Source organism: Streptomyces sp. NPDC001415, assembly GCF_053597395.1.
Map to the genome: position 1 here is coordinate 40,724 of NZ_JBSFIE010000025.1, position 24,606 is coordinate 65,329.

Genomic DNA, 24,606 nt, shown 5'->3' on the forward strand with positions numbered 1-24,606 from the left:
GGACTGTTGCCGCTCCGAGGCAACGGCCCCACCTGGTATGGCAGGCCGACGCCCGCAGCGGTGATGCCGGGCGTCGGTCTGCCTTGCTGTGGCCGTCCAGCGCTCAGGAGCAGAGCGCGCCGTTCAGGGTGTACCGCGTCGGTGCCGCGTTGCTACCCGAGTACGTCGCCTGGAACCCGAGACTGGCGCTGCCACCGGGCGCCAGCGAGGCGTTCCAGCCGGCGTCGCGGGCCGTCACCGCGGCGCCCGACTGACTCACCCTCGCGTTCCAGGCGCTGCCGATCCGCTGATCGCCCGCGAAGCTCCACCCCAGCGTCCAGCCCGAGATCGCCGACGTCCCGGTGTTCTTCACGGTCACCGTCGCCGTGAACCCGTTGCTCCAGGCATTGTCGACGCGGTACGTCACCGCGCAGGGTGCCGCGGGCGGGGTCCCGTGCCGCTCCGCCGCGAAGGCCGCCAGCCATGCCAGCGAGGCGTTCCAGTTGATCGCCACCTCGTTGGTGGAGTACGAGCCGATGTCGTCCACGTAGCACGCCGCCGGCGCGCAGCCCGGGAGCTTGGCCTTGGCCACCGGGTCCTCCAGACCCGCGTTCGGGCCGCCCGCGAAGGAACCGGCCGGCGGGTGCGGAAGCGAGGCGTCGTTCTGGTGCGCCCAGAAGCGGTGGTGCTGGTTCTCGGAGGAGCGCTCGCCATAGCCGGTGACGTAGGAGAGGTCGAGGGCATTGCGGCCGAGCAGGTAGTCAAGGGATTCCAGGGCTCCCGCGCGGTACCGCTGCTGTCCGGTCAGCTCGTAGGCGACCGCCAGCATCATCGCGTTGTTGGTGACGGAGCTGTTGGAGCCCCAGACATAGCCGGTGGCGGGGATCGGCACCGCGTAGCCCTGGCCGGCCATCGTGGCGAGGTGGCTGTCGGCAGCCGAGGTCAGCAGGCCGCGGACCCGGGTCACGTCGTCGGCGGGCAGGTTGACGCCGGGGACCGTGGCGAGGGTGATGCGGCCGAGCGTCGCGGTGCCGCCCCACCAGAACCCGTCGGCGGGCTCGGCGTGGTGCGGGGAGGCGGTCACGGCGTCCCGGTACTGCGACTCGCCGGTGGTGGCGAGGAGTTCGGCCGCCGCCCAGTAGAACTCGTCCGAGACATCGGCGTCCTCGTACGCGCCGCCCCCGGTGTTGTCGGTCGCCGGGGCGAGCACGTTCGGGTTGGCTTTGGCGGCCGCCCACGCACGGCGGGCGGCGTCGAGGCAGCGCGCGGAGAAGGCCGCGTCGTACGGCGCGTACACCCGGGCGCACTGCGCGGCCGTGGCCGCCAGGTTGAGTGTGGCCGCGGTCGACGGGCTGTGCAACTCGCGTTGTTTGTCGTTGAGTTCGGGGCGGGTCGGCAGCGCGGTCCACTCGGCGTCGTGCACCTTGTGGAAGGCCATTCCGGCCATCGGTCTGCCCGCCGGGACCTGCATCCGCAGCAGGAACTCCAGCTCCCAGCGGGCCTCGTCCAGCACGTCCGGTGTCCCGTTGCCGCGCTCGGGCACCCGTAGCGTCGAGTCGCCGAGCGCCGCGTCGCCGCCCGAACGCCGGGCCCGTTCGAAGGAGTTGACGAGCTCCCAGACGGATATGCCGCCGTTGACCACGTACTTGCCCTGGTCGCCCGCGTCGTACCAGCCGCCGCGCACGTCGAGGCGGTAGTCGCACACCCCGGTCTGGCAGGGGACGCTGGTGTCGCCCTTGTTCGGCGCGACGCCCAGGTGCCCGGCCGGGCGGGCGTAGGCGTCGCCCGCGAGCGCGGCGTCGATCGCGATGCCGCTGCGCTGCTGGTAGAAGAACGACATGCTGTCGGCGCGCAGCCCGTCGTAAAGCGACGCGGAGATGTCGAACGGGTGGCTGGCCCGGCCGCCGACGGCCAGGGTGAAGCCGGTGCCGGCAGTGGTGTAGGCGCCGAAGTCCACCAGGTGCGTGGACTGGCCGGACGCCTGGTCGGCGCCGTGCACGGTGGTGGTGCCCGAGGCGACCACCGAGCCGGAGGAGTCGCGCAGTTGCCAGGGGAGTGGCCCGGTCGCGGAGCTGACCACGGTGGCGCGCTTGGGGCCGTCGGGCAGGTAGCCGAGCTGGTTGACCCGGACGTCGGTGGCCGCGGCGGCGGCCGCCGCGGACTGTGCCGGAAGCGCGGCGGCGGTCAGGCCGCCGGTGGCCAGGACGAGGCCGACGACCGCGGCGAGCGCGTGACGTATCACGCCGCGGGCGGAGGTGACAGGGGGCACGGATGGAGCCTTCCTCGGGTGGGGGCCTTGAGGGCTTGGAGAGGAAAGAGGTATGGGAGCGCTCCCAATCAATCAAGCCAGCCCCGTGATGTGGACGTCAAGATGGCGTCAGGGAGAGGTAGTTGAGGCACCGCCAGGACAGGGGGGTGGGCGGGGAGCCCCCGGGCTGCGTCGGTTTGGTTCCGGGGCCCGCCCGGCTGGCGTGAGGAGGACGGGCGGGCCCCGGGAGCACGGGGTGTTTCAGGCGGTGCCGTTCAGGCTGAGAACGTCAGGCTCGGCGAAGCCGCCGCCTACGTGTTGACCGTGGAGGAGAACGAGGTCACGGCGAGGCCGGCGCCGTTCTGCCAGGGCTCGAAGCCCGCCTGGACGCTGGTCAGGTACCAGCTGTTCTGCGCCAGCCCGCGGGAGACGGCCTGCCGGGCGAAGTCCATGACGTCGAAGCTCCAGCTGGAGATCGCCGACGGCGCGACGAAGGTCAGCACGTCGTTGCTGCCGTTGTTGCCGGACCACACCTGCCACTGACGTCCGGCCACGGACGCCGTACCGACCTGCGAGCCCACGGGCTGGACGGGTCCCACCTTGTTGAACCAGATCATGATCTCGGTCCGGTTGACACCGTCGGTACGGGGTGTGGGATCGAGCCAGATGTCGTACGCGGCGTCGTACACCGCGTTGCCCACATAGCTGTAGGAGATGCTGGTGGGCGCGCTGGATATGGTGCCGAGCCGAGCGGGAAGGCGGGTGCCGGGTGAGCAGTTGGTGTAGTGGCAGCCGTTGAAGAGGGACGGGTAGGACTTCGGGGCGCCGCTCGTGGGGACCGACCCGTCGGCCCGGGTGACCCTGAATCCCGAGCCCGTAGCGGTGACGCACTGGGGCTGGCCGGTGTTCCAGCGGTTGTTCTGGACGACGTAGCGGCCCTGGACCGTCGTCGACCCGAACTGTTCGCAGATGGTGGTGTCGGCGTGTGCCACCGAGGCGGTGGTCAGCAGCGCGGCCAGCGAGACCAGCGCGGTGAGCAACGCGCCGAACAGCCCACGCGCGCCGCGGGCATGGTGTGGTGACGATCGCATGCGGTTCCTCTGGGAAGTGGGGGGAGTGGGAGTGGAAGCGCCGTGGCCGGCCGTGGGTAGGGGCCGGCTACGGCGGAGCCGTCGGCCGACTACGGCAGCGGCGGGTAGGCGTTCTGCATCAACTGCTGGAACTGGGCGGAGAACCAGTGCCCGCCCAGCGGCGCGTTCGGCAGAGCGCCAGAGGGGTTGTTGTTGTTACGAGGGTTGCCGCCGTAGGTGGGGTCACACATCCGGTCGAAGCCCTTGCCCTCGTCGTTGGGGATGTCCGAGCTGGCTCCGTCCGACTCTCCCGGGGGCTTCACCCACACATAGGCGTCGATCCCGGCGGCCGGGGCGGCGGTGGGCCGCTCGCCGATTCCGGCGCCGCTCTGGTTGCACCAGTTGCCGACATGGATGCGCCGGTCGATGCGGCCGCCGTTGACGTAGGCGTCGACGGAGGTCTGCGGGCCCGCCCCGCTGGGCCGGGCCGAGCCGCCCCACCCGTCGCGGGAGGTGTCGATCAGCATGCCGGTACCGGCGTTGAAGCCGGCCGCGATGACCTTGTCGCGCAGCCCCTGGGCGTAGGACTGCTCGTCCGCGTACTGGTTCCAGTCCAGCCACTTGGCCTGGCGCACCGTCTGCCCGTTCACGCTGTCGGTGATCTTGAAGTACGGCTCCTTGACGGGCCCGTAGTTCGCGGTGTTGACGATGAAGCCGGCCACGTCGTTCACGCTCGCGCCGTTGGTGGTGGCGACCTTGGCGAACTCCTGGGCGGCGGGGCCGAGGTTGGTGTCCCAGCCGAGCCAGCCGTGGTGGCCCGCGTCGAGGTAGTTGTAGACGTTCGGGATGGCGCCGAGCTTGGCCAGGGCGTAGCTGACGCCCTTCTCGTAGTTGCCGTTGCTCTTCATGGTCACGCAGGCGTCGGTGGTGGTGTTGGTACCGCCGGCGTTGGTGACCAGGTTGGGCAGCGAGTCGGGTTCGATCACGGTGGCGATCCTGAGGCCCGCGTAGGCCGGGTCGGCGAGGATCGAGGCGATCGGGTCGATGTACTGGGACTTGTACTTGTCGATGTCGTTCGGGCCGAGTTCGCCGTTGGAGGCGAGGGCGGCGCAGTCGCGTCCGGGCAGGTCGTAGATGACCAGCTGGACGACCAGATCGCCGGAGCCCTTCTGCTTCAGGGCCTCGTTGAGGTGGGCGCGCAGACCCATGCCGCCGCTCACACCGTTGATGGTGGCGATGCGGTCGAGCCAGACGGCGGTGGGCTGGTTGGAGATGCGGCTGCCGCCCGGTTCGGCGGCGGCCTTCGCCGACCATGCCGGGTTCACATACATCTTGGCGCCGGCGTACGGGTTGTCGACCCGGCTGCCGTTGTTCCCGCCGCCGGGGTCGCCACCGCTGCCGCCGTCATCGACGTTGCAGGTGACACCGTCGAGCGTGAACGTGCTGGGGATGGAATTGGTGCCGCTGTAGGAGCCGTTGAAGCCGAAGCTCACCGAACCGCCGGTCGCCAGCGCGCCGTTGTAGCTCTCGTTGGCGGCGGTGACGGCCGTGCCGCTCTGGCTGACCTTCGCGCTCCAGCCGCTCGTGACCTGCTGGTCGCCGGCGTACGACCACTTGACCGACCAACTCGACTTCGCCGCCACGTTGTTGGTGACGGTCACGGCGGCGGTGAAGCCGGTGCCCCACTGGTTCTGCACCTTGTAGTCGACGGTGCAGGGGGTGGCCGTGGCCGCGGCGTCGGCCGACGTGGTGGAGAGCGCGGTCGCGGAGGCTCCGGCAACCAACGTCAGGGCAGCGAGCAGCGATGTTCTGGTGCGATTCATGAGCGGGGATTTCCTTCCGTTTTCCGTGCGATCTACGGGTTGACAGCGCGCGGGCGGCCGTGAGGCCCGCTGCCGTTCGCGGTAGCCCTCGGCTGCACTGGTGCGGTGACGGAGGAGGGCGGTGTGTGGCTCCAACAGGCCGTGCTGGAGCGGGAGTTGACGGTGACGCCGGGGAGGTCGCCCAGCGATCCATTGGCCGGGCACGTCAACTCCCGGCGGTTCGCTCGGCCGTCACCACGGGCAGGCCGGGCAGCCGGCGCGCGAGCGCACCGGGCGGTTAAGAGTGTTGAACATGGGGGGTGTTGTCGCATGAGCGACTCCTCGCAGCTTGGCGCGCCGTCACCGGTGCGTCGACTGAATGGAACCGCTCCCACTGGTGCGAAGGAACGTAGCGCCCGAGGGCGGAAATGCCCAGGGGTGTGGCCTGACTTTGCCTCAATTGAATCGTCGAACTCTTTCGACGCTTCACACACCTTGACCGCACGCGAGGCCGTCACCACTATGGGAGCGCTCCCACTGGGTTCAAGACCTGAATTCTCCCGAGCCGCGAGCCGCAAGGAGGAACCAGTACATGGATCCCGGACACAGGCGCAGAGCCGTGCGGCGGTGGTGGACCGCCGCCCTGGCCGCGCTCGCCCTACCCCTGACGATGCTCGCCACCGGCACAACCGCCGCGCACGCGGCGGCCGTCCGGTGCAGCGTCGACTACAAGACCAACGACTGGGGTTCCGGCTTCACCGCCGACCTCACCATCACCAACCGCGGCACGGACGTCATCGACGGCTGGACCCTGACGTACGCCTACGGTGGGAACCAGAAGCTCTCGAACGGCTGGAACGGCACCTGGTCCCAGTCCGGCCAGACGGTCACCGTGAAGGACGCCGGGTACAACGCGAAGATCGGCGCGGGCGCCGCGGTCTCCACCGGCGCACAGTTCACCTACAGCGGTACCAACTCCGCGCCCAGCGGATTCGCGGTCAACGGCACCACCTGTGCCGGCGCGCACCAGCCGCCCGTCGCCGTGCTCACCAGTCCGAGTGCGGGCGCGGTCTACACGCAGGGGGACGCGGTCCCGCTCGCGGCGACCGCGGCGGCGGCCGACAACGCGACGATCAGCAAGGTCGAGTTCTACGACGACACGACCCTGCTGGGCACGGACACGAGCCCTCCCTACACGTTCTCGGCCGCCGACTTGTCCGTGGGCAGTCATTCCCTGCTGGCGAAGGCGTACGACAGCATGGACGGTTCAGCGGAATCGACCCCGGTCGGCATCACGGTCGCCTCGGGGCCCGCGGTCGTGGCCTCGCCCTCCCAACTCGCCGTCCAGCAGGGCAAGTCGGGCACGTTCTCGGTGAAGCTGTCGAAGCAGCCGAGCGCGAACGTGACGGTGAGTACGGCTCGCACGGGTGGCAACGCGGGCCTGTCCGTTTCCGGTGGCTCGTCGCTGACCTTCACCCCGTCGAACTGGAGCACCGCGCAGACGGTGACCATCGCGGCGGACTCCTCCGGCACGGGCGGCGCGACCTTCACCGCGTCGGCGGCCGGCCACAGCAAGGCGACGGTCACCGTGACGGAGCTGCCCGCCTCCAAGGCGTACGACGCCCGCTTCCTCGACCTCTACGGGAAGATCACCAACCCGGCGAGCGGCTACTTCTCACCCGAGGGCATTCCCTACCACTCGGTCGAGACGCTGATCGTCGAGGCCCCGGACCAGGGACACGAGACCACGTCGGAGGCCTACAGCTATCTCATCTGGCTGCAGGCGATGTACGGCAAGGTCACCGGTGACTGGTCCAAGTTCAACGGCGCGTGGGCCCTCATGGAGAAGTACATGATCCCCACGCACGCGGACCAGCCCACCAACTCCGCCTACAACGCCTCGAAGCCGGCGACGTACGCACCCGAGGAGGACACCCCGAACGAGTACCCGGCGAAGCTGGACACATCGGTTCCGGTGGGGTCGGACCCGATCGCGGGCGAGCTGAAGTCCGCGTACGGCACGGACGACATCTACGGCATGCACTGGCTCCAGGACGTCGACAACGTGTATGGCTACGGCAATACACCCGGCGGCACCTGCGAGGGCGGCCCCACGGCCAAGGGGCCGTCGTACATCAACACCTTCCAGCGCGGCCCGCAGGAGTCGGTGTGGGAGACGGTGCCTCAGCCGACCTGTGACGCCTTCAAGTACGGCGGCAAGAACGGCTATCTCGACCTGTTCACCGGCGACAACTCCTACGCCAAGCAGTGGAAGTACACGGACGCCCCGGACGCCGACGCGCGTGCGGTGCAGGCCGCGTACTGGGCGGACCTGTGGGCCAAGGCGCAGGGCAAGGGCGGCGACGTCACCGCGACCGTCGGCAAGGCCGCGAAGATGGGCGACTACCTGCGCTACTCGATGTACGACAAGTACTTCAAGAAAGTCGGCAACTGCGTCGGGCCGTCCACCTGCCCCGCCGGGACCGGAAAGGATGCCTCGCAGTACCTGCTGTCCTGGTACTACGCATGGGGCGGATCCACTGACACCAGTGGCGCCTGGGCCTGGCGCATCGGCTCCAGCCACGCGCACGGCGGATACCAGAACCCGCTGGCCGCGTACGCGCTGAGCTCCAACGCCGACCTGAAGCCGAAGTCGGCGACAGGGGCGGCGGACTGGAGCACCTCACTGACCCGGCAGCTGGAGTTCTACCGCTGGCTGCAGTCGGACGAGGGCGCCATCGCGGGCGGCGCGACCAACAGCTGGGCAGGCCGTTACGCGACACCGCCGGCCGGGAAGTCGACGTTCTACGGCATGTACTACGACGAGCAGCCCGTCTATCACGACCCGCCGTCCAACCAGTGGTTCGGCTTCCAGGCGTGGTCGATGGAGCGGGTCGCCGAGTACTACCAGCAGACCGGGAACGCCGGCGCCAAGGCGGTCCTCGACAAGTGGGTCAAGTGGGCGCTGTCCAAGACCACGATCAACCCGGACGGCACCTACCGGATCCCCGCCACGCTCCAGTGGGCGGGCCAGCCCGACACCTGGAACGCCTCAACGCCCGGCGCCAACAAAGGACTTCACGTCACCGTCGCCGACTACACCAACGACGTCGGCGTGGCGGCCGCGTTCGCCAAGACCCTGACGTACTACGCCGCCAAGTCCGGTGACACGACGGCGAAGACCACGGCGAAGGCGCTCCTGGACGGCATGTGGAACAACTACCAGGACAGCCTGGGCATCGCCGTCCCCGAAACCCGCGCCGACTACAGCCGGTTCGGGGACACGGTGTACGTGCCGAGCGGCTGGAGCGGCAAGATGCCGAACGGCGACGCCATCAACTCCTCGTCCACCTTCTCCTCGCTGCGGTCCTTCTACAAGAACGACCCGGCCTGGTCGAAGATCGAGGCGTATCTGGCCGGTGGGGCCGCACCCTCCTTCACGTACCACCGGTTCTGGGCCCAGGCGGACATCGCCATGGCCATGGGCTCGTACGCGGAGCTGCTTGAGTAGCCCCGCCCGGCACTCCGCGTGCGCGACCCCGTCGTAGGGCGACGAGGTCACCCGGCCGGGCGGCACCCACCTGCACGGGGGGCCGCCCGGTCCTGTCGAGCCCGTGTGTCAGTGCCGCGATCCGCATATGGCCCGCTACCACCGCCCGCCCGCGTCCATGTGACGCAACACATCAACGACCAAGCAATCGCCGTACGCGGAACTACCTGCGGTTCGTCGATGTCGACCGGCTGCTGTACAACTTCCGCGCCAACCACCGGCTGTCCACCAACGGCGCCGCTGCCAACGGCCGCGAACTGCTCGCCATCGCGAACAACTCCACCGCTGTCGGCGCGTTCGCGATCCAGGACTCGGACAACGGCACTGCCGACAACCGGTGGCGCATCTTGAAGTAGTAGCGCGCCGGGCACCCCGCGTGCCGCCACCACCACCTCCGGGCCGCCCCGGAGTCCGCACTCCGTTGTCCGCGACAAGGTCGACGATGAGCTCGGAAACCGGGTGACGGGTCTTGGGTGCGGCGGTCGTCCCCGGGGGCGGGATCCGGGCGGCCCTGGGGGACGTACACTCCAACCATGGGTTGCACATATGCGGTGAGGGAGTGCCTGAGAGGCATCCCGCGCGTGCTGTGCCCCACCGCGCCACGGACCCGCTGCCGTGCGCTGCACGGTTTCGGCTAGCCAGGGCCAGCCGTTCCTGACGGATCCGAGTCCGGTATCCGATTCCGGTCGTTTTCCGACCGCGGAGTTCCGCCGCCGAACCGGCGCCTTCCCGGGGGCCGTTTTTCTCCGGTTCGCGCGCATCCGGCGGTCGCCCGCACCGCTGAGCCGCCCGTCCGCACTTCCCCGTCGCGCACCCCTTCCACGTTTCCGCACCAATTCCGCGGCTCCTCGGGCGTGCCGTCGCCGCTGTCGGCGACGGTTTGGACGTCCGGCTGGGCCGCACCCCCGAGAGGACCCCTGTGAAGTTGAGCGAGTTGCTGGCCGGGCACGACCACGAGGTTCTTCTGGGCGATCCTCATACACAGATCACCGCGGGAACGTGCTTCGACGCGCACCGCGTCTCGCCGGGCTCCCTGTTCATCGCGGTGCCGGGGCACCGGGAGGGCGGCCCCGAGGCCATCGGTCCCGCCCTGGCACGCGGGGCCGTCGCGATGCTCGTCGGCACCGGGACGCCCGACCTCCCGGCCTCGGTGCGGGCGCCGGAAGCGGGCGTGTGTGTCGTGAGGGTGCCCGATACGCGGACGGCGGCCGCCGTTGTCACCTCCCGCTACTACGGTGAGCCCGGCCGGGACATGGACATGGTGGCCGTCACCGGAACCAACGGGAAGACCTCGGTCTCGTACATGGTGGAATCCGTGCTGCGGCTCGCCGAAGGCGCACGGGTCGGGGTGATCGGGACGGCCGGCAACCGGATCGGCGACGCCCTGATCCCCATGCCGCGATCGGTGCTGACCACACCGGAGTCGCCGGACTTCCAGTACCTGCTGGGACAGATGCGCGACCGCGAGGTGACCACCGTGGTCCTGGAGGCCACGTCGATGGGTCTGCTGAACCACCGGGTGGACCACGCTTTCATCGACGTCGGCATCTTCACCAACCTCACCCAGGACCACCTGGACGACCACGGCACCATGGAGAACTACCGGGACGCGAAGCTGCGCCTGTTCCAGGGGCTGTGCCGGCGGGCGGTGGTCAACGCCGATGACCCGGTGGGAGCCGGAATCGTGGCGATGATGCCCGGCGACGTCACCACGTACGCCCTGGACGCCGAGGCGGACTACCGGGCGAGCGAGCTGAGCATGGACGCCTTCGGTACGCGCTTCACTCTCCACCACGACGGAAACAAGTACCCGGCGGCGATCCCCGTCCCGGGGCGGTTCTCGGTGTCCAACGCGCTCGCCACCGTGGCGGCGTGCCACCTCCTGGGGCACGACCTGGCGGGGCTGGTCGTCGCGCTCGACCGGATGCCACCGGTCCCGGGACGTTTCGAACGCTTCCAGACTCCCCGCGGCACGTCCGTGATCGTGGACTACGCGCATTCCCCCGACTCGCTGGACAAGGTCCTCACCGCCATCCGGGAATTCGCCGTCGGCAAGGTCATCACCGTCTTCGGCTGCGGCGGCGACCGGGACACCACCAAGCGCACGCAGATGGGGGAGATCGCCGGCACCCACTCCGACCTGGTCGTCCTGACCTCCGACAACCCTCGCAACGAAGACCCCGAGGCGATCCTCGACCAGATCACGCCGGGCCTGGTGACGAGCGGCACCCGCTTCGAGCGGTGCGCCGACCGGGAACAGGCCATCGCTTTCGCCCTGTCCACCGCCGGGCGGGACGACATCGTCCTGATCGCGGGAAAGGGGAGTGAGCCGTACCAGATCGTCGGCGAACAGTTGCTTCCCTTCAGCGACATGGCGACGGTACGCGAACTCGCCGCCACACAGGGGTAGTTGGGCCTCACTGGGCTGGGAATGCGGGGAGGGGGAGCCCACGTCGTCGCGGAGCTGTGCGAGTGATAGTTGCGACTTGCCTGTGTCTTCATGGCTGGACGGCGGTAGTCACGTCTGGACACCCCCTGGAACAAGGAAGGTACGTTCATGCGACGCATCGCCACGATCACCGTCAGCGCGGCCGCACTCCTCGCTTTCGGCGCTTCCGCCGTCAACGCCGCGACACCCCCGATCCAGCCCACCCCGGTCGCGAGCAACGTCAACCGCGACAGCGACGAGAACAAGCCTCTGGCCAATGCGCTCGACAAGGTGTTGGGCTCGTCAGACCCCGGTGACGGCCCCGTTGCCGAGACGCAGGACGCCGTGGGTGGGTTGACCGACTCACTCCATGGCCTACTCGGCTGACTTGAGGGTTGTGGGGTGGGTCGCGGTGGCCGCGGCCGGGCCGGCGAGGGTGATGGTCACCGCGGCCTCCAGGCCGGCGAGGGTGATGGTCACCAACGACCTCCGGGCCGCGGCCTCGACGCACGACGGTGATCAGTACGCTGTTCGTTCCGACCGCCAGGGCTGACTCGCCGTCACCTGGAACTCGGCTGGGACGACGGGTGGAGTCTCCGAGTAGTCGAACAGTCCGCTGCGCATGGCCACCAGGTCGCGCAGAGGACACCCGCGCTGTTCTGCCGGCGGCAGAACACCGGCTGGACCGGGCTCGACGATCACTACAGTCCCATCTCATGACGACGATTACGACACGTACGGTCGAGTATCCGGCCGACGGTTTGACGATGATCGGGCACCTCGCGCTCCCGGCCGGTGCCGACCGCCGGCCCGCGGTGCTGCTCGGACCAGAGGGCACGGGGCTCAGCGACGTCGAGCGCCGCCGGGCCGATGCGCTCGCCGAGCTGGGATACGTAGCGCTGGCCTTCGACCTTCACGGCGGGCGCTACTTGGGCGACCCCGAGGAGATGCTGGCCCGTTGCATGCCGCTGCTCGCCGACCCCGACCGGATGCGAGGCATCGGCCACGCGGCGCTCGATGTGCTGCGCGCCGAACCGCGGACCGACCCCGACCGGATAGCCGCCGTCGGCTACGGCACCGGGGGCGCCATCGGCCTGGAACTCGGGCGCGACGGCGTCAACCTGCGCGCGATCGCGACAGTCAACGCAACTACCACGGGCCGACCGGGCGAGGCAGCGCGCATCCGCTGCCCGGTGTGGGCCGGGGTCGGGTCGGAAGACCCGATCATGCCGCCCGCGCAACGGAACGCGTTCACCGCCGAGATGCAGGCTGCGGGCGTCGACTGGCGCCTCGCGGTCTACGGCGGCGCCTTGCACGCCTTCCACCACCCGCCGGTCGACCACACCGTGCGCCCCGGCGTCGGCTACCACCCCCAGCACGCGCAGCGAGCCTGGCGCGACGTCGTCGACCTGCTCACCGAATGCGTGCCGGTGACGGAGGACCTGGGGGCATGACCCGGGCGAATGGGCCGACAGGTCGGCTTCGGCCTTGCGCGGGACGGACTCCGCCCACAGGCGCTGCTCCTCGACCACGGGCTCGGGGGCGGAGGCTCCCGCCATCGGCGTGTAGCTGTAGGGCGGCTGCCACACCCAGGCGTGCACGAGTCGCAGCGGCACGTCACGCAGCAGCGCTTCACGAGCTGCCCGGTCGGCGGCCGCGAGGCTCTCCGTGGAACCGTCCAGACCAACGGTCACGGTGCGTGTCATGACCGGGCCTCCTTCAATCGGATGTCACTCATGGGATGTCACTCCGGTCTTGCGTGACGGAGGACGGTCTTTCTTGTGTGACGCAGGACCCGGCGGCAGGGGCCACCCGGTCCCTGCCGGGGACCGTTCGGCCCGGGACGCCGCGCCGACGCGGAGCTGTCAGCGGTTCTCCTCCGACGGCTGGTGGACCCGGGCCACGAGCACCGCGGCCTGGATGCGCCGTTCCACCCCCAGCTTGGCGAGGAGCCGGGAGACGTGGTTCTTGACGGTCTTCTCCGAGAGGTAGAGCCGCTTGCCGATCTGGCGGTTGGTGAAACCGTCGCCGATCAGGTCGAGGATCTGCCGTTCGCGTTCCGAGAGGCCGGCCAGACGCGGGTCCTCGGCCGCGGTCTCGCCCTGGGCCGGGCCGCGCAGGCTGCTCATCAGCCGGGCGGTGGTGGCCGGGTCGAGCATCGACTGGCCCGAGGCCACGGTGCGGACCGCCTCGATGAGATCGGATCCCTTGATCTGCTTGAGGACGTATCCCGCGGCCCCGGCCATGATCGCGTCCAAGAGTGCGTCATCGTCGTCGAACGACGTCAGCATGAGGCAGGCGAGGCCCGGCATGGCGGACCGCAGTTCACGGCAGACGGTGATGCCGTCGCCGTCCGGCAGCCGGATGTCGAGGATCGCCACGTCCGGGCGGAGCGCCGGGCCACGGGCGAGTACCTGCTCACACGTGCTCGCCTCGCCCACCACCTGAAGGTCGGGTTCGGCGTCCAGCAGGTCGTGCACTCCACGCCGGACCACCTCGTGGTCGTCGAGAAGGAAGACCCGGATCGGGCGTTGTACAGAGAACGCGGGTGTGTCGGGCACGTGGCAGTCCCCCTGATGACTGGTCGTCCTGGTGCGAAAGTCCCATGGTGCTGTCGACGGACGACCGGGCGACAGGGGCCGAACGGCCCACACCTCATCAACGCTCAGCAAATACGCGGGAGTTGCTCGCCCAGAGGCATGTCCACCACCCGGTGTGCGCCGACCAGGGTCCGCATGAGGACCCGCCCCGCAGGCCCGTCGGTGACCTCTCCGATCCGGACCGCTGCCGCGCCTTCGGGCAGCGAGCGCAGCGTCGCGAGTGCCTCTTCGGCGACCCGGGGAGCCACGAAAGCCACCATGCAGCCCTCGTTGGCGACCACGAGCGGGTCCAGGCCGAGCAGGTCGCAGGCCGAGGCCACGGCCGGGGGGACGGGGATCAGGTTCTCGGCGATCGTCACGGAGACCGCCGAGTCGCGGGCGATCTCGTTGAGAGAGGCCGCCAGGCCGCCCCGCGTCGGGTCGCGCAGGGCGTGGATGTGGACACCGAACGGGGCCAGCGCTGCGACCAGCCGGTGCAGAGGGGCTGAGTCGGAGGCGATGTCCCCCTCGAAGCCGAGCCCTTCGCGGGTGGAGAGCACGGCGGTTCCGTGCAGCCCGATCGGGCCGGAGAGCAGCACGGCGTCCTCGGGCCGTGCGCGGGCCGCCGACGGATTCAGCCCACCGATGCGGCGTCCGATGCCCGTGGTGTTGAGGAAGAGCCGGTCGGCCGCACCCCGCCCCACCACCTTGGTGTCTCCCGTAACGACCGGCACGCCCACCTGGTGCGCCGCCTTGCCCGCCGAGGCGAGCACGGCATTCAACTCGGCCAGTGGCAGCCCCTCCTCCGCGATGACCGAGAGGGTCAGCGCCACTGGCAGGGCGCCGCGCATCGCCAGGTCGTTGACGGTGCCGTGGACGGCGAGCGAGCCGATGTCCCCGCCGGGGAAGACGAGTGGGCTGACCACGAACGAGTCGGTCGTGAGAAGGAGTTGGGGCTCACCGGGCAGTACGGCCGCGTCCTCCAGCGGCCCGGCGGGCGGCCCGCCCAGCGCGGGCAGGACCAGGGATTCGAGCAGCTCGGCGGTGAGCCGGCCACCCGCACCGTGGCCGAGCAGGACGACTTCGTTCTCGTCGTAAGGGAGGGGGCAGACCGGCATCATGGGGTGCTCCTGGTGCGTCCGGCGGCGTGGAAGGCGGCGCAGGTCCCCTCGGTCGACACCATGGGGGCGCCCAAGGGGGAGCGCGGGGTGCAGCGCACCCGGTAGGCGGTGCAGTCGGTGGGCAGCCGGGCGCCGGTGAGGATGGCGCCCGCGATGCACTCGCGGTCCTCGACGGGCCGCAGTCCCTCGACCTCGAAGCGGCGTGCCGCGTCGAAGCCGGCGTATTCCGGGGCGAGTTCGAGGCCGCTGGCAGGCAGGGTGCCGATGCCGCGCCAGGCCCGCTCGGTGACCCGGAAGACCTGGGCGATCACCGACTGGGCCTCGGTGTTGCCGGTGCGGTGCACGGCGCGGGCGTACTGGTTCTCGACCTCGTGGCGGCCGGACTCCAGCTGCCGTACGGCCAGCAGGATGCCCTCCAGGAGGTCGAGCGGCTCGAACCCGGTGACCACCACCGGCACCCGGTAGCGGGCGGCGATCGGCTCGTACTCGCGCCACCCCATCACCGCGCACACATGGCCCGCCGCCAGGAACGCCTCCACCTCGCAGTCCGGCGAGTCGAGCAGCGCGGTCATCGCCGGGGGGACCATTACATGGCTGACCAAGAGGGAGAAGTTGGTGAGACCCAGGTGCGCGGCGTGGAGTACGGACAGGGCGTTGGCCGGCGCGGTGGTCTCGAACCCCACGGCCAGGAACACCACTTCGCGGTCCGGACGGGCCTCGGCGATGCGCACGGCGTCCATCGGCGAGTAGACCACCCGCACGTCGCAGCCGCGGGCGCGCAGCGCGAGCAGATCGGTGTCCGTGCCCGGCACCCGGAGCATGTCGCCGAAGCTGGTGAGGATCACGCCCGGGCGCGCGGCGATGGACATGGCGCGGTCCAGCGTCTCCAGCGGGGTGACGCACACCGGGCAGCCCGGTCCGTGGATCATCCGGATGCCGGCCGGAAGGAGCTCGTCGATGCCCTGGCGGACCAGTGTGTGTGTCTGGCCGCCGCAGACCTCCATGATCCGCCACGGGCGGGTGGCGGTGTGCCGCAGCTCGTCGAGCAACTGCCGGGCGAGTGCGGGGTCGCGGTACTCGTCCAGGTACTTCATCGCGGAGGCGCGGCGGGCGCGGTGAGATCCATGCGGACGTCCACGACGCCCTCGACGGCACGCGCGAGCCGGGCCGCGACCGGTACCAGGGAACGGTCGCGCATGGGCCCGCTGAAGATGACCACGCCCTCCTGGACCGACGCCCGGACCGCCTGGTTGGGGAAGAGGGGCGCGATGACGGTGCGGTTCACCTCGGCGGCGATCTCGACATCGGGCCGCAAGAACACCTTGAGCAGGTCGCTGCGGCTGATCACTCCTTGCAGGATGCCGATCCGGTCGGTCACCGGCAGCCGCTTGACCTTGCGCAGCGCCATGATCCGGGCGGCCTGGGGGAGGGTGGCGTCGGCGTGCACGGTGACGGCGGGCGTGGACATGAGCTCGTCGGCGGTCACGGCCGAGGCCTTGGCCAGGTCGGGGAGGCGGCGCAGCAGGGGCACGATGTCCGGGTTGTCGTCGCGGAACTCCTCCTTGGGCAGCAGGTCGGCCTCCGAGACGACGCCGACCACCCGGCCCTCGCCCTCGACGACGGGCAGGGCGCTGACCCGCCACTGCCGCATCAGCTCGACGATTTCCTTGAAGCGGGCCGTGCGGCCGACGGACACCACGGTGTGGGTCATCACGTCGCTCACGGTGTGTGGGGAATCCAGTGGTGCGTTCACGGCAAGACCTCCGGGAGTCAGATGCTGCGGGTGCGCTCGACGGTGAGGTCGAGGAAGTGGGTGGAACAGGAGATGCACGGATCGTGGTTGCGGATGGCCCGTTCGCACTCCCGCGTCAACTCCTCGTCCGGGGCGCCCTGATCGAGCCGGGCCTGGGCGAGGCGGTGCAGATCCGCCTCGATCGCGCCCTGGTTCTGGGCGGTGGGCGGCACGAGGCGGGCGTCGGCCACCGTGCCCTCGGCGTCCAGCAGGTACCGGTGGTAGAGCAGACCCCGCGGGGCCTCGGTGGCGCCGTGCCCGGTGCCCGCCACGGGCGGCACCTTGACGTACGGCCGGGGCGGCGGCTCGTAGGTGCCGATGATGCGCAGGGCCTCGTCGATCGCGTACACGACCTCGACCGCCCGGACGAGGATGGACCGGTAGGGGTTGCGGCAGGTGACGCCCTCGTAGGGGTCGCCAAGCCCGGCCGCGCGGGCCGCCTCCACCGCGGTGCGCGACAGCCAGCGGCCACTGATCGCGAACCGCGCGAGCGGGCCGGTGAGGTGGAGGCGGCCGTCGAGGGTGGAGTGCAGAGCGGTGGAGTGCGGGACCTGTTCCTCGCGGACCCGGTCGAGGAAGGTGTGCAGAGCGAATGTGGAGAGGCTGCCGTCGGGATACAGCACGGCCGGGGTCCCGGTCTCGATGGCGTACGTGCCCGGCGCGGCCAGCGCCAGGAGGTCGGCGTCCGTCTCCGCGTCCGGGAAGTCGAAGCCCGCCACCCAGCGGACGGTTCCCCACGCATCGTCCATCGCCCGCTTCAACTGCTCGGCCAGCGGCCGGAGTTGGTCCCGGATCGGGGCGCGGTGGAAGCCGCCGAGGCGGACGTTGACCGGGTGGATGGCCCGGCCGCCGAGCAGTTCGAGGATCGCGTTGCCGGCCTGCTTCAGGCGCAGGCCCCGCTCGACGTGGGCGCGTGCGGTGCTGGCGAGTTCGACGGCGCTCTCGCAGCCGAGGAAGTCGGGGGCGTGCAGCAGGTAGATGTGCAGGGTCTGGCTCTCGATCCACTCCCCGCAGTACAGCAGCCGCCTCAACTCCCTTATCGGGTCAGTGACTTCAACCCCGCAGGCGTCCTCGATCGCCGCGCAGGCGCTCAGCTGGTAGGCGACCGGGCAGATGCCGCACACCCGGGCGGTGATGTCCGGCGGCTCCGTGTGGGCGCGGCCACGCAGGAATGCCTCGAAGAAGCGCGGCGGCTCGTAGATCTGGAGCTCGGCGCGGGTCACCGTCCCGTCGTGGACGCTCAGGTGCAGGGCGCCCTCGCCCTCGACCCGGGCGAGCGAGCCGACGTGCAGAACACGGGAACCCCGGTGTGTCACGACTGCTCCTCCTTCGCGAAGGCGGCGGCGTTGAAGGTGTGCAGGAAGCGTTCGGTGGCGCGGTCGTCCATCCCGTCCCGGTGCAGCAGCGGGATCAGCGCGGGCAGGTTGACCGAGCGCGACGGGCCGAAACAGCCGTAGCAGCCGCGCCCGTAGGCGGGGCAGATGGCCCCGCACCCGGCGTGGGTGACCGGACCGAGACAGGGCGTGCCGTGGGCGACGGTGACGCAGACGGTGCCGCGCCGCTTGCACTCGAAGCAGACGCTGTGGCCGGGGATGTCGGGCTTGCGGCCTGCGAGGAAGGCGGTGATGACTTCAAGGAGCTGGCGGCGGTCGATGGGGCAGCCGCGCAGCTCGAAGTCGACGTCCACATGGGCCGAGACCGGGGTCGAGGTGGCGAGCGTCTCGATGTACTCGGGGCGGGCGTAGACCGTACGCCGGAACTCCTCCACGTCGGCGAAGTTGCGCAGCGCCTGGATTCCGCCGGCCGTCGCGCACGCGCCGATGGTCACCAGGTGGCGGGAGTCGGCGCGGATGGCCCGGATCCGCTCGGCGTCGGCGGGTGTGGTGACCGACCCCTCGACGAGCGTGAGGTCGTAGGGGCCGGGGCGCATCGCGCTCGACGCCTCGGGGAAGTGCGCGATGTCCACCCGGCCGGCCAGGGCGAGGAGTTCGTCCTCGCAGTCGAGCAGGGTCAGCTGGCACCCGTCGCACGAGGCGAGTTTGAAGACGGCCAGCGTGGGAGCGTCCGGCATGTCACAACTCCCTTGTGTAGAGGAGGGATTCCGCCCGGTCCCAGCCGACGACCGGCCCGTCCCGGCACAGCAGCACGGGGCCGAGCTGGCAGTGGCCGCAGTGCCCGGTGGCGCAGCGCATGTTGCGTTCCAGGGAGACCCGGATCCGGTCGCCCGGCACGCCCCGGTGGGCGAGGTCGCGGGCACTGGCCCGGATCATGGGTTCGGGACCGCAGATGAAGGCCGAGGTGGTGCGCGGAGCGAAGCGGGCGGCGGGCAGCAGCGTGGTGACGACGCCGATGTGTCCTGCCCAGGGGCCGTCCGGCCGGTCCACGGTCACGCCGGTGTACGCGGTCCGCCAGGTCCGCGTCTCCCACTTGGCGATGAGGTCCGCGGGGGTGCGCGCGCCGATCAGCACATTGACACGGCCGAATCGCCCCGGATCTGCGACGGCGTCGCGGATCAGGGGCCGCAGCGGAGCGAGACCGATTCCGCCCGCGACGACCAGCACGTCCCGGCCCTCGGCCTTCTCCAGCTCCCAGCCGGTCCCGTACGGGCCGCGCAGCCCCAGTACGTCCCTGGTGCGGGCCGCGTGCAGGGCCTCGGAGACGGCGCCCGCGGCGCGCACCGTGTGGGCGAGGCCGCCCGTGGTCGGGATCGCGCTGACCGAGACCGGGATCTCGCCCCGGCCGAAGGCCCACACCATGGCGAACTGGCCGGGCACGAACGCGGGAAGCGGCTCGCCGACCGGCTCCAGACGGAGGGTGACCGTGTCCGGCGACTCCGGCCAGCGGTCCACCACCCGGTACGGCACGGGCACGGCGGTCATCATGAGCCCCCGCCGCCGTGCGGGCCGTACAGGTCGAGCAGCCGGGTCCTGGCCGCATGGAGGCGATGGGCCAGGACCCGGCCGACCCACTGGCCGACCGAGACGCCGAATTCCGGGTCGTCCCGGCACATCATCCGCACCGCCATGGCATCGAACTCGTGGGCCCGCACGGGCGTGGCCGCCTCGGCTCCCAACTGCCACACATACGGGCTGAACATCCAGGACCAGCCGATGAGTTGACCGTGCCCCAGGGTTTCGATGACCGGGGAGCGGCGGCCGGGCACGTGCATGTCGAGGGCGACCGTGCCCGTGCGCACGATCCAGAACCGGTCGGCGTGTCCGCCCTCCTCGAAGAGGCGGGCACCGGCAGGGAAGGCCACGTCCCGGGCGATCCGCATCAGCCGGCCCCGGTGTTCGGCCGGGAGAGCGCTCAGCATCGTCGTGGCCATGGCGCTCATCGCTCTGCCTCCGCCTTGAGGGCGGTGACCTCTTCGGTGATGTCGATGCCGACGGGGCACCAGGCGATGCACCGGCCGCAGCCGACACAGCCCGAGCTGTCGAACTGGTCGTGCCAGGTACCGAGTTTGTGGGTGAGCCACTGGCGGTAGCGGCTGCGCGGGGAGGGCCGCACCGGCCCGCCGTGGAGGTGGGAGAAGTCCAGGTCGAAGCAGGAGTCCCAGCGCTGCCACCGCTCGGCGTGGTCGCCGGTGAGGTCGGTGACCTCCTCGGTGGTGGTGCAGAAGCACGTGGGGCAGACCATGGTGCAGTTGCCGCAGGTGAGACAGCGAGCCGCGACGTCGTCCCAGCGTTCGGCCTCCAGGCTCGCGCCCATCAGGGCATGCAGATCCACCGGAGGCATGGCGCGCCCCATCTTGTCGACGGCCTCGGCGACGGCGGTACGGGCCGCGCTAGCCGTGGCCGCGTCGGCGGTCCGGCACGGCAACGCGTCCAGGAGCGTTGCGCCCTCCTCGCTGCCCACCCGTACGAAGAACCGGTGCCCGTCGTCGTCCACGAGCTCCGTCAGGGCGAGATCGAACCCGGAGTCCGTTCCGGGGCCGCTCCCCATCGAGACGCAGAAGCACGTGGCCCCGGGTTCGGAGCATTCGACGGCTATGAGGAAAGCTCCCCTGCGGCGCTCCGCGTACCCGGTGTCCTGGAACCGGCCGCCGGCCAGCACCCGGTCCTGGATCGCGATGGCCCGCAGGTCGCAGGGCCGCACTCCGAGGAAGGCGTACGAGGGTCGGACGGGGAGTTCCTGCTCAACGGCCAGTCCGCCGTCCGGTGCGCGATGCGCGCTCCACAGCTTCTCGCGCTGGGGGTGCAGGAAGTTCTTCCAGGACTGGGGTCCCGCGGAGTGGGCGAAGGCCGCCCCGTCCTCGCGGCGCCGCAGCCGGTAGCGTCCGGCCTCCAGCTCCACGCCCCAGCCGTACGGGAGTTGATCGGCCGAGTCGAGTTCGGCGAGCACGATCGCGCCGTCGCGGACGGTGGGGCCGACGACCGTGCGGCCGCCGGCCACGAGAGCGGTGACGAGTGCTTCCAGGCCGGTGCGGTCCAGTACGGCGGTGGCTGCGATGGTGGACATCGCCACCCTCCTTCTGCGGTCGGTTCGAGCTCACTCCACGGTCGGGGACGAGGCGCGCGGGCGGCAGGGGCCGAGTGGCCCTGCCGCGGGCCGGTCGAACCGGGACGTCAGAGTTTGCGGAGCCAGTCGTCGGCGATTCCGTGGAGCGCCTGGTCGGTCGGCTGGAGGTGTGAGTCGTCGAGGTGGTAGCTGAGCTTGTCGACGACCGCGACGACCCCGTCGATCTGGCCCGTCATCTGGACGGCGATGGGTATCTCGCTGCGGCGCTCCAACTTCCCGTCGAGGGTCACCACGCCGTCCTGGACCTGGACGGAAATGGTCTGGGGCGCCAGCCACAGCGCGTTGACCAGCACTTCCCGGATCACCTCGTGGCGGATCTCCTCGTCGCCGCGCAGAAAGATCCCGAGGAGGTCGCGGCGAGTGACGATGCCGACGAGCCGGCTCTCCTCGTCGGTGACGGGCAGCCGTTCCACCTTGTTCGCGACCATGACGCGGGCGGCCTCGGCGATGGTGTTCTCGGCGCCCACGGTGACGGCAGGCGTGGACATGAGCTGCCCTGCCGTGCGGGCCTCGGCCTTGGCCTGGAACCGGCGGCCGGCCCGGCTCATTCGGGGCAGCCGGAACCGGCGTGCCTTGCGGTGGGGCTCGGGGAGCGAGGCTTCGTGGGCCAGCAGGTCGGTCTCGGAGACGACTCCGAGCACTTTCTCGTCGTCGTCGACGACGGGCAGTCCGCTGATGCGGTGCTCCGCGAGCAGTCGGGCCACTTCCTTGAACGGGGTGTCGGGCGTGGCCTTGACGACATCGCCGGTCATCACGGAGCCGGTCTTGCTGTGCTTCATGTCTGTCTCCTCCTCAGCGCAGCCGACGCAGATACGGGTCGTGCGGTGCGCGTGGCAGCAGGCGGACCCGGACGTCGATCGTGGTGATGGCGCCGGGCGTCGCCAGGACGGGGTTGAAGTCGGCCTCGGCGAGCTGGGGCAGGTCGCAGGCCATCCGGGACAGCCGGAGCAGGAGCTGTTCGAGCCCTTCGAGGTCGACCGGGCCGTTGCCGCCCTGCCCGAACAGCAGCGGGGCGCAGCGGGGGGCGGTGATCAGGTCGTGGACGTCGAGGTCGGTGAGCGGGGCGAGCCGGGCCGCCTGGTCCGCGAGGACTTCGGTGGCCGTGCCGCCGAGGCCGAACAGAATCAGCGGGCCGAAGACCTCGTCCTGCACGACCCCGGCGAACAGCTCGGTGCCGCGATCGGCGAGCGGCTGGACGATGACGCCGGTCAGCAGGCCGGCGAAGCGGGTCTCGAAGTCCCGGTAGGCGGCGCGGACTTGGGAGTCGCCGCGCAGATCGAGGTGGAGGGCGCGCTGGTCGCTCTTGTGCAGCAGGCCCGGCCAGCGCGCCTTGAGCACGGTCAGACCGTCCGGCCCCTTGAGCCGCTCGGCCGCGAGGACCGCGTCGTCCTCGCTGTCGGCCCAGGCCCACGGCAGTTGCGGTATTCCGTAGCAGGCCAGGAGCGCGGCGCAGTCACGTGGTTCGAGCCAGCCTCCTTCGGGACGGCCCGCGAGGAACGTCTCGACCAGGGCCCGGGCCGCCTCGGTCTCGATGCCGTCCAGCGTGGGCACATGGCCGGGCGGGCGGGCCAGCCAGCGGGACCGAGCCACGGCGAGGGACAGCGCCCGCGCGGCGGACTGCGGGTCCGCGTACGAGGGGACGGCGCCGTCGTCGGAAGTGGGCAGCAGCGTGACGGACACGTCCTGGCCGAGGCTCACGGCAGCCAGGGTGTGGTCACGGCGGGCGGGGGAGCGCGTCAGGGACCGGACGAGAACGTCCCCCGTGGCGGCCGCGACCGCGGTCGGGACAAGGACCACCAGGACCGCGTCCACGCCGCCGTACCCCATGAGCCGGTCCACGCAGGCGCTCAACCGCTCCTCGGTCACGGCCGCCGTCGCGTCCACCGGGTTGCCGGGCGCGGCTCCCTCGGGTAGCACGGCACGCAGGTCGTCCATGACGGCGGAGGGCAGCTCGGGCAGGTTCAGCCCGGCCTCGGCGCACGCGTCCGCGGCCAGGACACCGGCGCCGCCCGCGTTGGTCACGACGGCGACGCGGTCCCCGGCCGGCAGCGGCTGCGCGTGGAACAGGGCGGCGGTGGCGAGGAGTTCGTCGATCGTGCGGGTGGCGGTGATGCCCGCCTGGGTGAACAGCGCCTGGCGGGTCATGGTCAAGGTGGCGGCGGCCGCGGTGTGCGAGGCCGCGGCACGCCGCCCCTGCGAAGTGCGGCCGGCGTCCACGGTGAGCACCGGCAGTCGGCGTGTCACCCGCCGTGCCGTACGGGAGAAGGCCCTCGGGTTGCCGAACGACTCCAGGTGCAGCAGCGCGAGGTCGGTGGCGTTGTCGCACTCCCACCACTGGAGCAGGTCGTTGCCGCTCACGTCGTACTTGTCGCCCAGCGAAACGAAGCTGGAGACGCCGATGCCCAGCCGCGCCAGCCCGTCGAGCAGTGCGATGCCGACGCCGCCCGACTGCACGGCGACGCCCGCCGAGCCCGGCCGGGGGTGGTGGGCGGCGAAGGTGGCATCGAGGGACAGCATCCGGTCGGTGTTGGCGATGCCCAGACAGTTGGGTCCGACCAGCCGCATCCCGTAGGCGCGGCAGGAGCTCAGCAGGGACTGGGCCTGCGCGGCGTCGAGCCCGGCCGAGACGACGACCAGGGCCCGCACCCCGCACTTGCCGCACTCCTCGGCCGCGTCCGGCACCGCGGCGGCCGGAACGGCAAGGACCGCCAGGTCAGGTACCTGAGGGAGCGAGCCGACCGAGGGATGGGCGCGCACCCCCATGAAGGACGCGCCATGGGGATTGACGGCGAAGAGCTGCCGGGTGAAGCCGCCGGTGCGCAGGTTGCGCAGAATCGCCCGGCCCACCGACCCGGGCTTGCGCCCCACACCCACCACGGCGACCGAGGCAGGCCGCAGCAGCGGTTCGAGGCTCGCCACGTCGGCCGTCGAGCCGCGCGCCTCGACGGCCGACAGATACGTCTCGTCCTGGTCCAGCGGGATGGTGCAGTGCAGCTCGGGCCCTTCGTAGCGGCGGGTGACATGCAGCCCGAGGTCGGCGAAGACGGTCAGCACCTCGCGGTTCTCGGCCAGGGCATCGGCGGTGAACACGGTGATCCCGGCGTCGCGGGCCGCGGACACGAGATGTTCCAGGAGGAGCGTGCCGAGCCCCTGATGGTGGTGGCCGTCGGCCACGGCGAGCCCGACGTCGGCGCTGCCCGGCTCGACCGTCTCGTACTCGGCCACCGCGATGATCCGGCCCGCGGCCTCGGCGAGCAGGGCACGACGGCCCGGTGCGGCGGGAGCGCAGCAGCGGTCGGCGGCCTGTCGCGCGGACGCGCGGCCGACCGAGAAGAACCGCCGACGCAGATTCTCCGGGGACATCTCCTCGTACAGCCGCTGGACCGCAGCGTGGTCACCGGTCTCCGCGGACCGGATCCGTACGGTCGTGCCGTCGGTCAGCAGCGCGTGCACGGGCCGCTCGGCCGGGTCGTTGGAGGTCATCTCGGCTCCCTGGAAGGCCAGTTGGTGTGTTCA

18 protein-coding genes and 2 pseudogenes are annotated in these 24,606 nt (G+C 70.9%); 5 read left to right on the forward strand and 15 right to left on the reverse strand.

The genetic code is table 11. The features are described 5' to 3' along the window. Positions 1-103 precede the first annotated feature (103 nt). The 3 genes and pseudogenes from ACWC2B_RS27485 to ACWC2B_RS27495 all read right to left on the reverse strand — a co-directional run bounded on the left by ACWC2B_RS27485 (position 104) and on the right by ACWC2B_RS27495 (position 5,120). Positions 104-2,248 (reverse strand): glycoside hydrolase family 9 protein, encoded by a 2,145-nt coding sequence (locus ACWC2B_RS27485; RefSeq protein WP_450721108.1) that lies wholly within the window; start codon positions 2,246-2,248, stop codon positions 104-106. A 293-nt stretch (positions 2,249-2,541) separates the two neighbouring features. Further along, positions 2,542-3,318: pseudogene (locus ACWC2B_RS27490) on the reverse strand (GH12 family glycosyl hydrolase domain-containing protein); the annotation flags it as partial. A gap of 89 nt (positions 3,319-3,407) precedes the next feature. Beyond that, the gene (locus ACWC2B_RS27495) at positions 3,408-5,120 is read right to left on the reverse strand and encodes a glycoside hydrolase family 6 protein (RefSeq protein WP_450721110.1); all 1,713 of its coding nucleotides are present in this window, start codon (positions 5,118-5,120) and stop codon (positions 3,408-3,410) included. Positions 5,121-5,691: 571 nt separating this feature from the next. Between ACWC2B_RS27495 and ACWC2B_RS27500 the strand changes: the two genes are divergently transcribed. The 5 genes from ACWC2B_RS27500 to ACWC2B_RS27520 all read left to right on the forward strand — a co-directional run bounded on the left by ACWC2B_RS27500 (position 5,692) and on the right by ACWC2B_RS27520 (position 12,531). After that, on the forward strand, positions 5,692-8,610 hold the full coding sequence (locus ACWC2B_RS27500) for a glycoside hydrolase family 48 protein (protein WP_450721112.1): 2,919 nt from the start codon (positions 5,692-5,694) through the stop codon (positions 8,608-8,610). Between the two features lie 125 nt (positions 8,611-8,735). Next, positions 8,736-9,005 (forward strand): hypothetical protein, encoded by a 270-nt coding sequence (locus ACWC2B_RS27505; protein ID WP_450721246.1) that lies wholly within the window; start codon positions 8,736-8,738, stop codon positions 9,003-9,005. A gap of 563 nt (positions 9,006-9,568) precedes the next feature. Further along, the gene (locus ACWC2B_RS27510; RefSeq protein ID WP_450721114.1) at positions 9,569-11,059 is read left to right on the forward strand and encodes a UDP-N-acetylmuramoyl-L-alanyl-D-glutamate--2,6-diaminopimelate ligase; all 1,491 of its coding nucleotides are present in this window, start codon (positions 9,569-9,571) and stop codon (positions 11,057-11,059) included. Between the two features lie 147 nt (positions 11,060-11,206). Beyond that, entirely contained in the window at positions 11,207-11,464 is a 258-nt protein-coding gene (locus tag ACWC2B_RS27515) for a hypothetical protein (protein WP_450721116.1), read from the forward strand. Between the two features lie 329 nt (positions 11,465-11,793). Beyond that, entirely contained in the window at positions 11,794-12,531 is a 738-nt protein-coding gene (locus ACWC2B_RS27520) for a dienelactone hydrolase family protein (protein WP_450721118.1), read from the forward strand. Positions 12,532-12,651: 120 nt separating this feature from the next. Here the strand turns inward: ACWC2B_RS27520 and ACWC2B_RS27525 are convergent. The 12 genes and pseudogenes from ACWC2B_RS27525 to ACWC2B_RS27580 form a co-directional block, all read right to left on the reverse strand. Next, positions 12,652-12,783, reverse strand: a pseudogene (locus ACWC2B_RS27525) (universal stress protein); the annotation flags it as partial. 159 nt (positions 12,784-12,942) lie between these two features. After that, positions 12,943-13,638 (reverse strand): response regulator, encoded by a 696-nt coding sequence (locus ACWC2B_RS27530; protein WP_450721120.1) that lies wholly within the window; start codon positions 13,636-13,638, stop codon positions 12,943-12,945. Positions 13,639-13,742: 104 nt separating this feature from the next. Beyond that, positions 13,743-14,777, reverse strand: a complete 1,035-nt coding sequence (gene hypE / locus ACWC2B_RS27535) for a hydrogenase expression/formation protein HypE (RefSeq protein WP_450721122.1) — start codon at positions 14,775-14,777, stop codon at positions 13,743-13,745. Then, a complete protein-coding gene (gene hypD, locus ACWC2B_RS27540) occupies positions 14,774-15,871 on the reverse strand; it encodes a hydrogenase formation protein HypD (protein WP_450721124.1) in 1,098 nt (365 codons plus the stop codon). The genes hypE and hypD overlap by 4 nt, the downstream gene beginning before the upstream one ends. Beyond that, positions 15,868-16,488 carry a CBS domain-containing protein gene (locus ACWC2B_RS27545; RefSeq protein WP_450721248.1) on the reverse strand — a complete coding sequence of 207 codons (621 nt, stop codon included), beginning with the start codon at positions 16,486-16,488 and terminating at the stop codon, positions 15,868-15,870. The genes hypD and ACWC2B_RS27545 overlap by 4 nt, the downstream gene beginning before the upstream one ends. Positions 16,489-16,547: 59 nt before the next feature. Next, a complete protein-coding gene (locus ACWC2B_RS27550; RefSeq protein WP_450721126.1) occupies positions 16,548-17,885 on the reverse strand; it encodes a Ni/Fe hydrogenase subunit alpha in 1,338 nt (445 codons plus the stop codon). Continuing rightward, the gene (locus tag ACWC2B_RS27555; protein ID WP_450721128.1) at positions 17,882-18,640 is read right to left on the reverse strand and encodes an NADH-quinone oxidoreductase subunit B family protein; all 759 of its coding nucleotides are present in this window, start codon (positions 18,638-18,640) and stop codon (positions 17,882-17,884) included. The genes ACWC2B_RS27550 and ACWC2B_RS27555 overlap by 4 nt, the downstream gene beginning before the upstream one ends. A 1-nt stretch (position 18,641) precedes the next feature. Then, positions 18,642-19,448, reverse strand: a complete 807-nt coding sequence (locus tag ACWC2B_RS27560) for an FAD/NAD(P)-binding protein (protein ID WP_450721130.1) — start codon at positions 19,446-19,448, stop codon at positions 18,642-18,644. After that, positions 19,448-19,906, reverse strand: a complete 459-nt coding sequence (locus ACWC2B_RS27565; protein WP_450721132.1) for a Crp/Fnr family transcriptional regulator — start codon at positions 19,904-19,906, stop codon at positions 19,448-19,450. Before ACWC2B_RS27565 ends, ACWC2B_RS27560 begins: the two co-directional genes overlap by 1 nt. Beyond that, positions 19,903-21,030 (reverse strand): 4Fe-4S dicluster domain-containing protein, encoded by a 1,128-nt coding sequence (locus ACWC2B_RS27570; RefSeq protein WP_450721134.1) that lies wholly within the window; start codon positions 21,028-21,030, stop codon positions 19,903-19,905. The genes ACWC2B_RS27565 and ACWC2B_RS27570 overlap by 4 nt, the downstream gene beginning before the upstream one ends. A 107-nt stretch (positions 21,031-21,137) precedes the next feature. Continuing rightward, positions 21,138-21,869, reverse strand: coding sequence for a CBS domain-containing protein (locus ACWC2B_RS27575; RefSeq protein ID WP_450721136.1), 732 nt, complete (start codon positions 21,867-21,869; stop codon positions 21,138-21,140). A 13-nt stretch (positions 21,870-21,882) separates the two neighbouring features. Then, positions 21,883-24,573: a bifunctional acetate--CoA ligase family protein/GNAT family N-acetyltransferase gene (locus ACWC2B_RS27580; RefSeq protein ID WP_450721138.1), complete on the reverse strand. Its 2,691-nt coding sequence runs from the start codon at positions 24,571-24,573 to the stop codon at positions 21,883-21,885. Positions 24,574-24,606 lie beyond the last annotated feature (33 nt).

What these genes read in the sequence shown, in the direction of transcription:
- ACWC2B_RS27495 (WP_450721110.1), bottom strand. Translation starts at nt 5,120, where the DNA reads ATGAATCGCACCAGAACATCGCTGCTCGCTGCCCTGACGTTGGTTGCC.
- ACWC2B_RS27500 (WP_450721112.1), top strand. Translation starts at nt 5,692, where the DNA reads ATGGATCCCGGACACAGGCGCAGAGCCGTGCGGCGGTGGTGGACCGCC.
- ACWC2B_RS27515 (WP_450721116.1), top strand. Translation starts at nt 11,207, where the DNA reads ATGCGACGCATCGCCACGATCACCGTCAGCGCGGCCGCACTCCTCGCT.
- ACWC2B_RS27520 (WP_450721118.1), top strand. Translation starts at nt 11,794, where the DNA reads ATGACGACGATTACGACACGTACGGTCGAGTATCCGGCCGACGGTTTG.
- hypE (WP_450721122.1), bottom strand. Translation starts at nt 14,777, where the DNA reads ATGATGCCGGTCTGCCCCCTCCCTTACGACGAGAACGAAGTCGTCCTG.
- hypD (WP_450721124.1), bottom strand. Translation starts at nt 15,871, where the DNA reads ATGAAGTACCTGGACGAGTACCGCGACCCCGCACTCGCCCGGCAGTTG.
- ACWC2B_RS27545 (WP_450721248.1), bottom strand. Translation starts at nt 16,488, where the DNA reads ATGACCCACACCGTGGTGTCCGTCGGCCGCACGGCCCGCTTCAAGGAA.
- ACWC2B_RS27555 (WP_450721128.1), bottom strand. Translation starts at nt 18,640, where the DNA reads ATGCCGGACGCTCCCACGCTGGCCGTCTTCAAACTCGCCTCGTGCGAC.
- ACWC2B_RS27560 (WP_450721130.1), bottom strand. Translation starts at nt 19,448, where the DNA reads ATGACCGCCGTGCCCGTGCCGTACCGGGTGGTGGACCGCTGGCCGGAG.
- ACWC2B_RS27565 (WP_450721132.1), bottom strand. Translation starts at nt 19,906, where the DNA reads ATGAGCGCCATGGCCACGACGATGCTGAGCGCTCTCCCGGCCGAACAC.
- ACWC2B_RS27570 (WP_450721134.1), bottom strand. Translation starts at nt 21,030, where the DNA reads ATGTCCACCATCGCAGCCACCGCCGTACTGGACCGCACCGGCCTGGAA.
- ACWC2B_RS27575 (WP_450721136.1), bottom strand. Translation starts at nt 21,869, where the DNA reads ATGAAGCACAGCAAGACCGGCTCCGTGATGACCGGCGATGTCGTCAAG.
- ACWC2B_RS27580 (WP_450721138.1), bottom strand. Translation starts at nt 24,573, where the DNA reads ATGACCTCCAACGACCCGGCCGAGCGGCCCGTGCACGCGCTGCTGACC.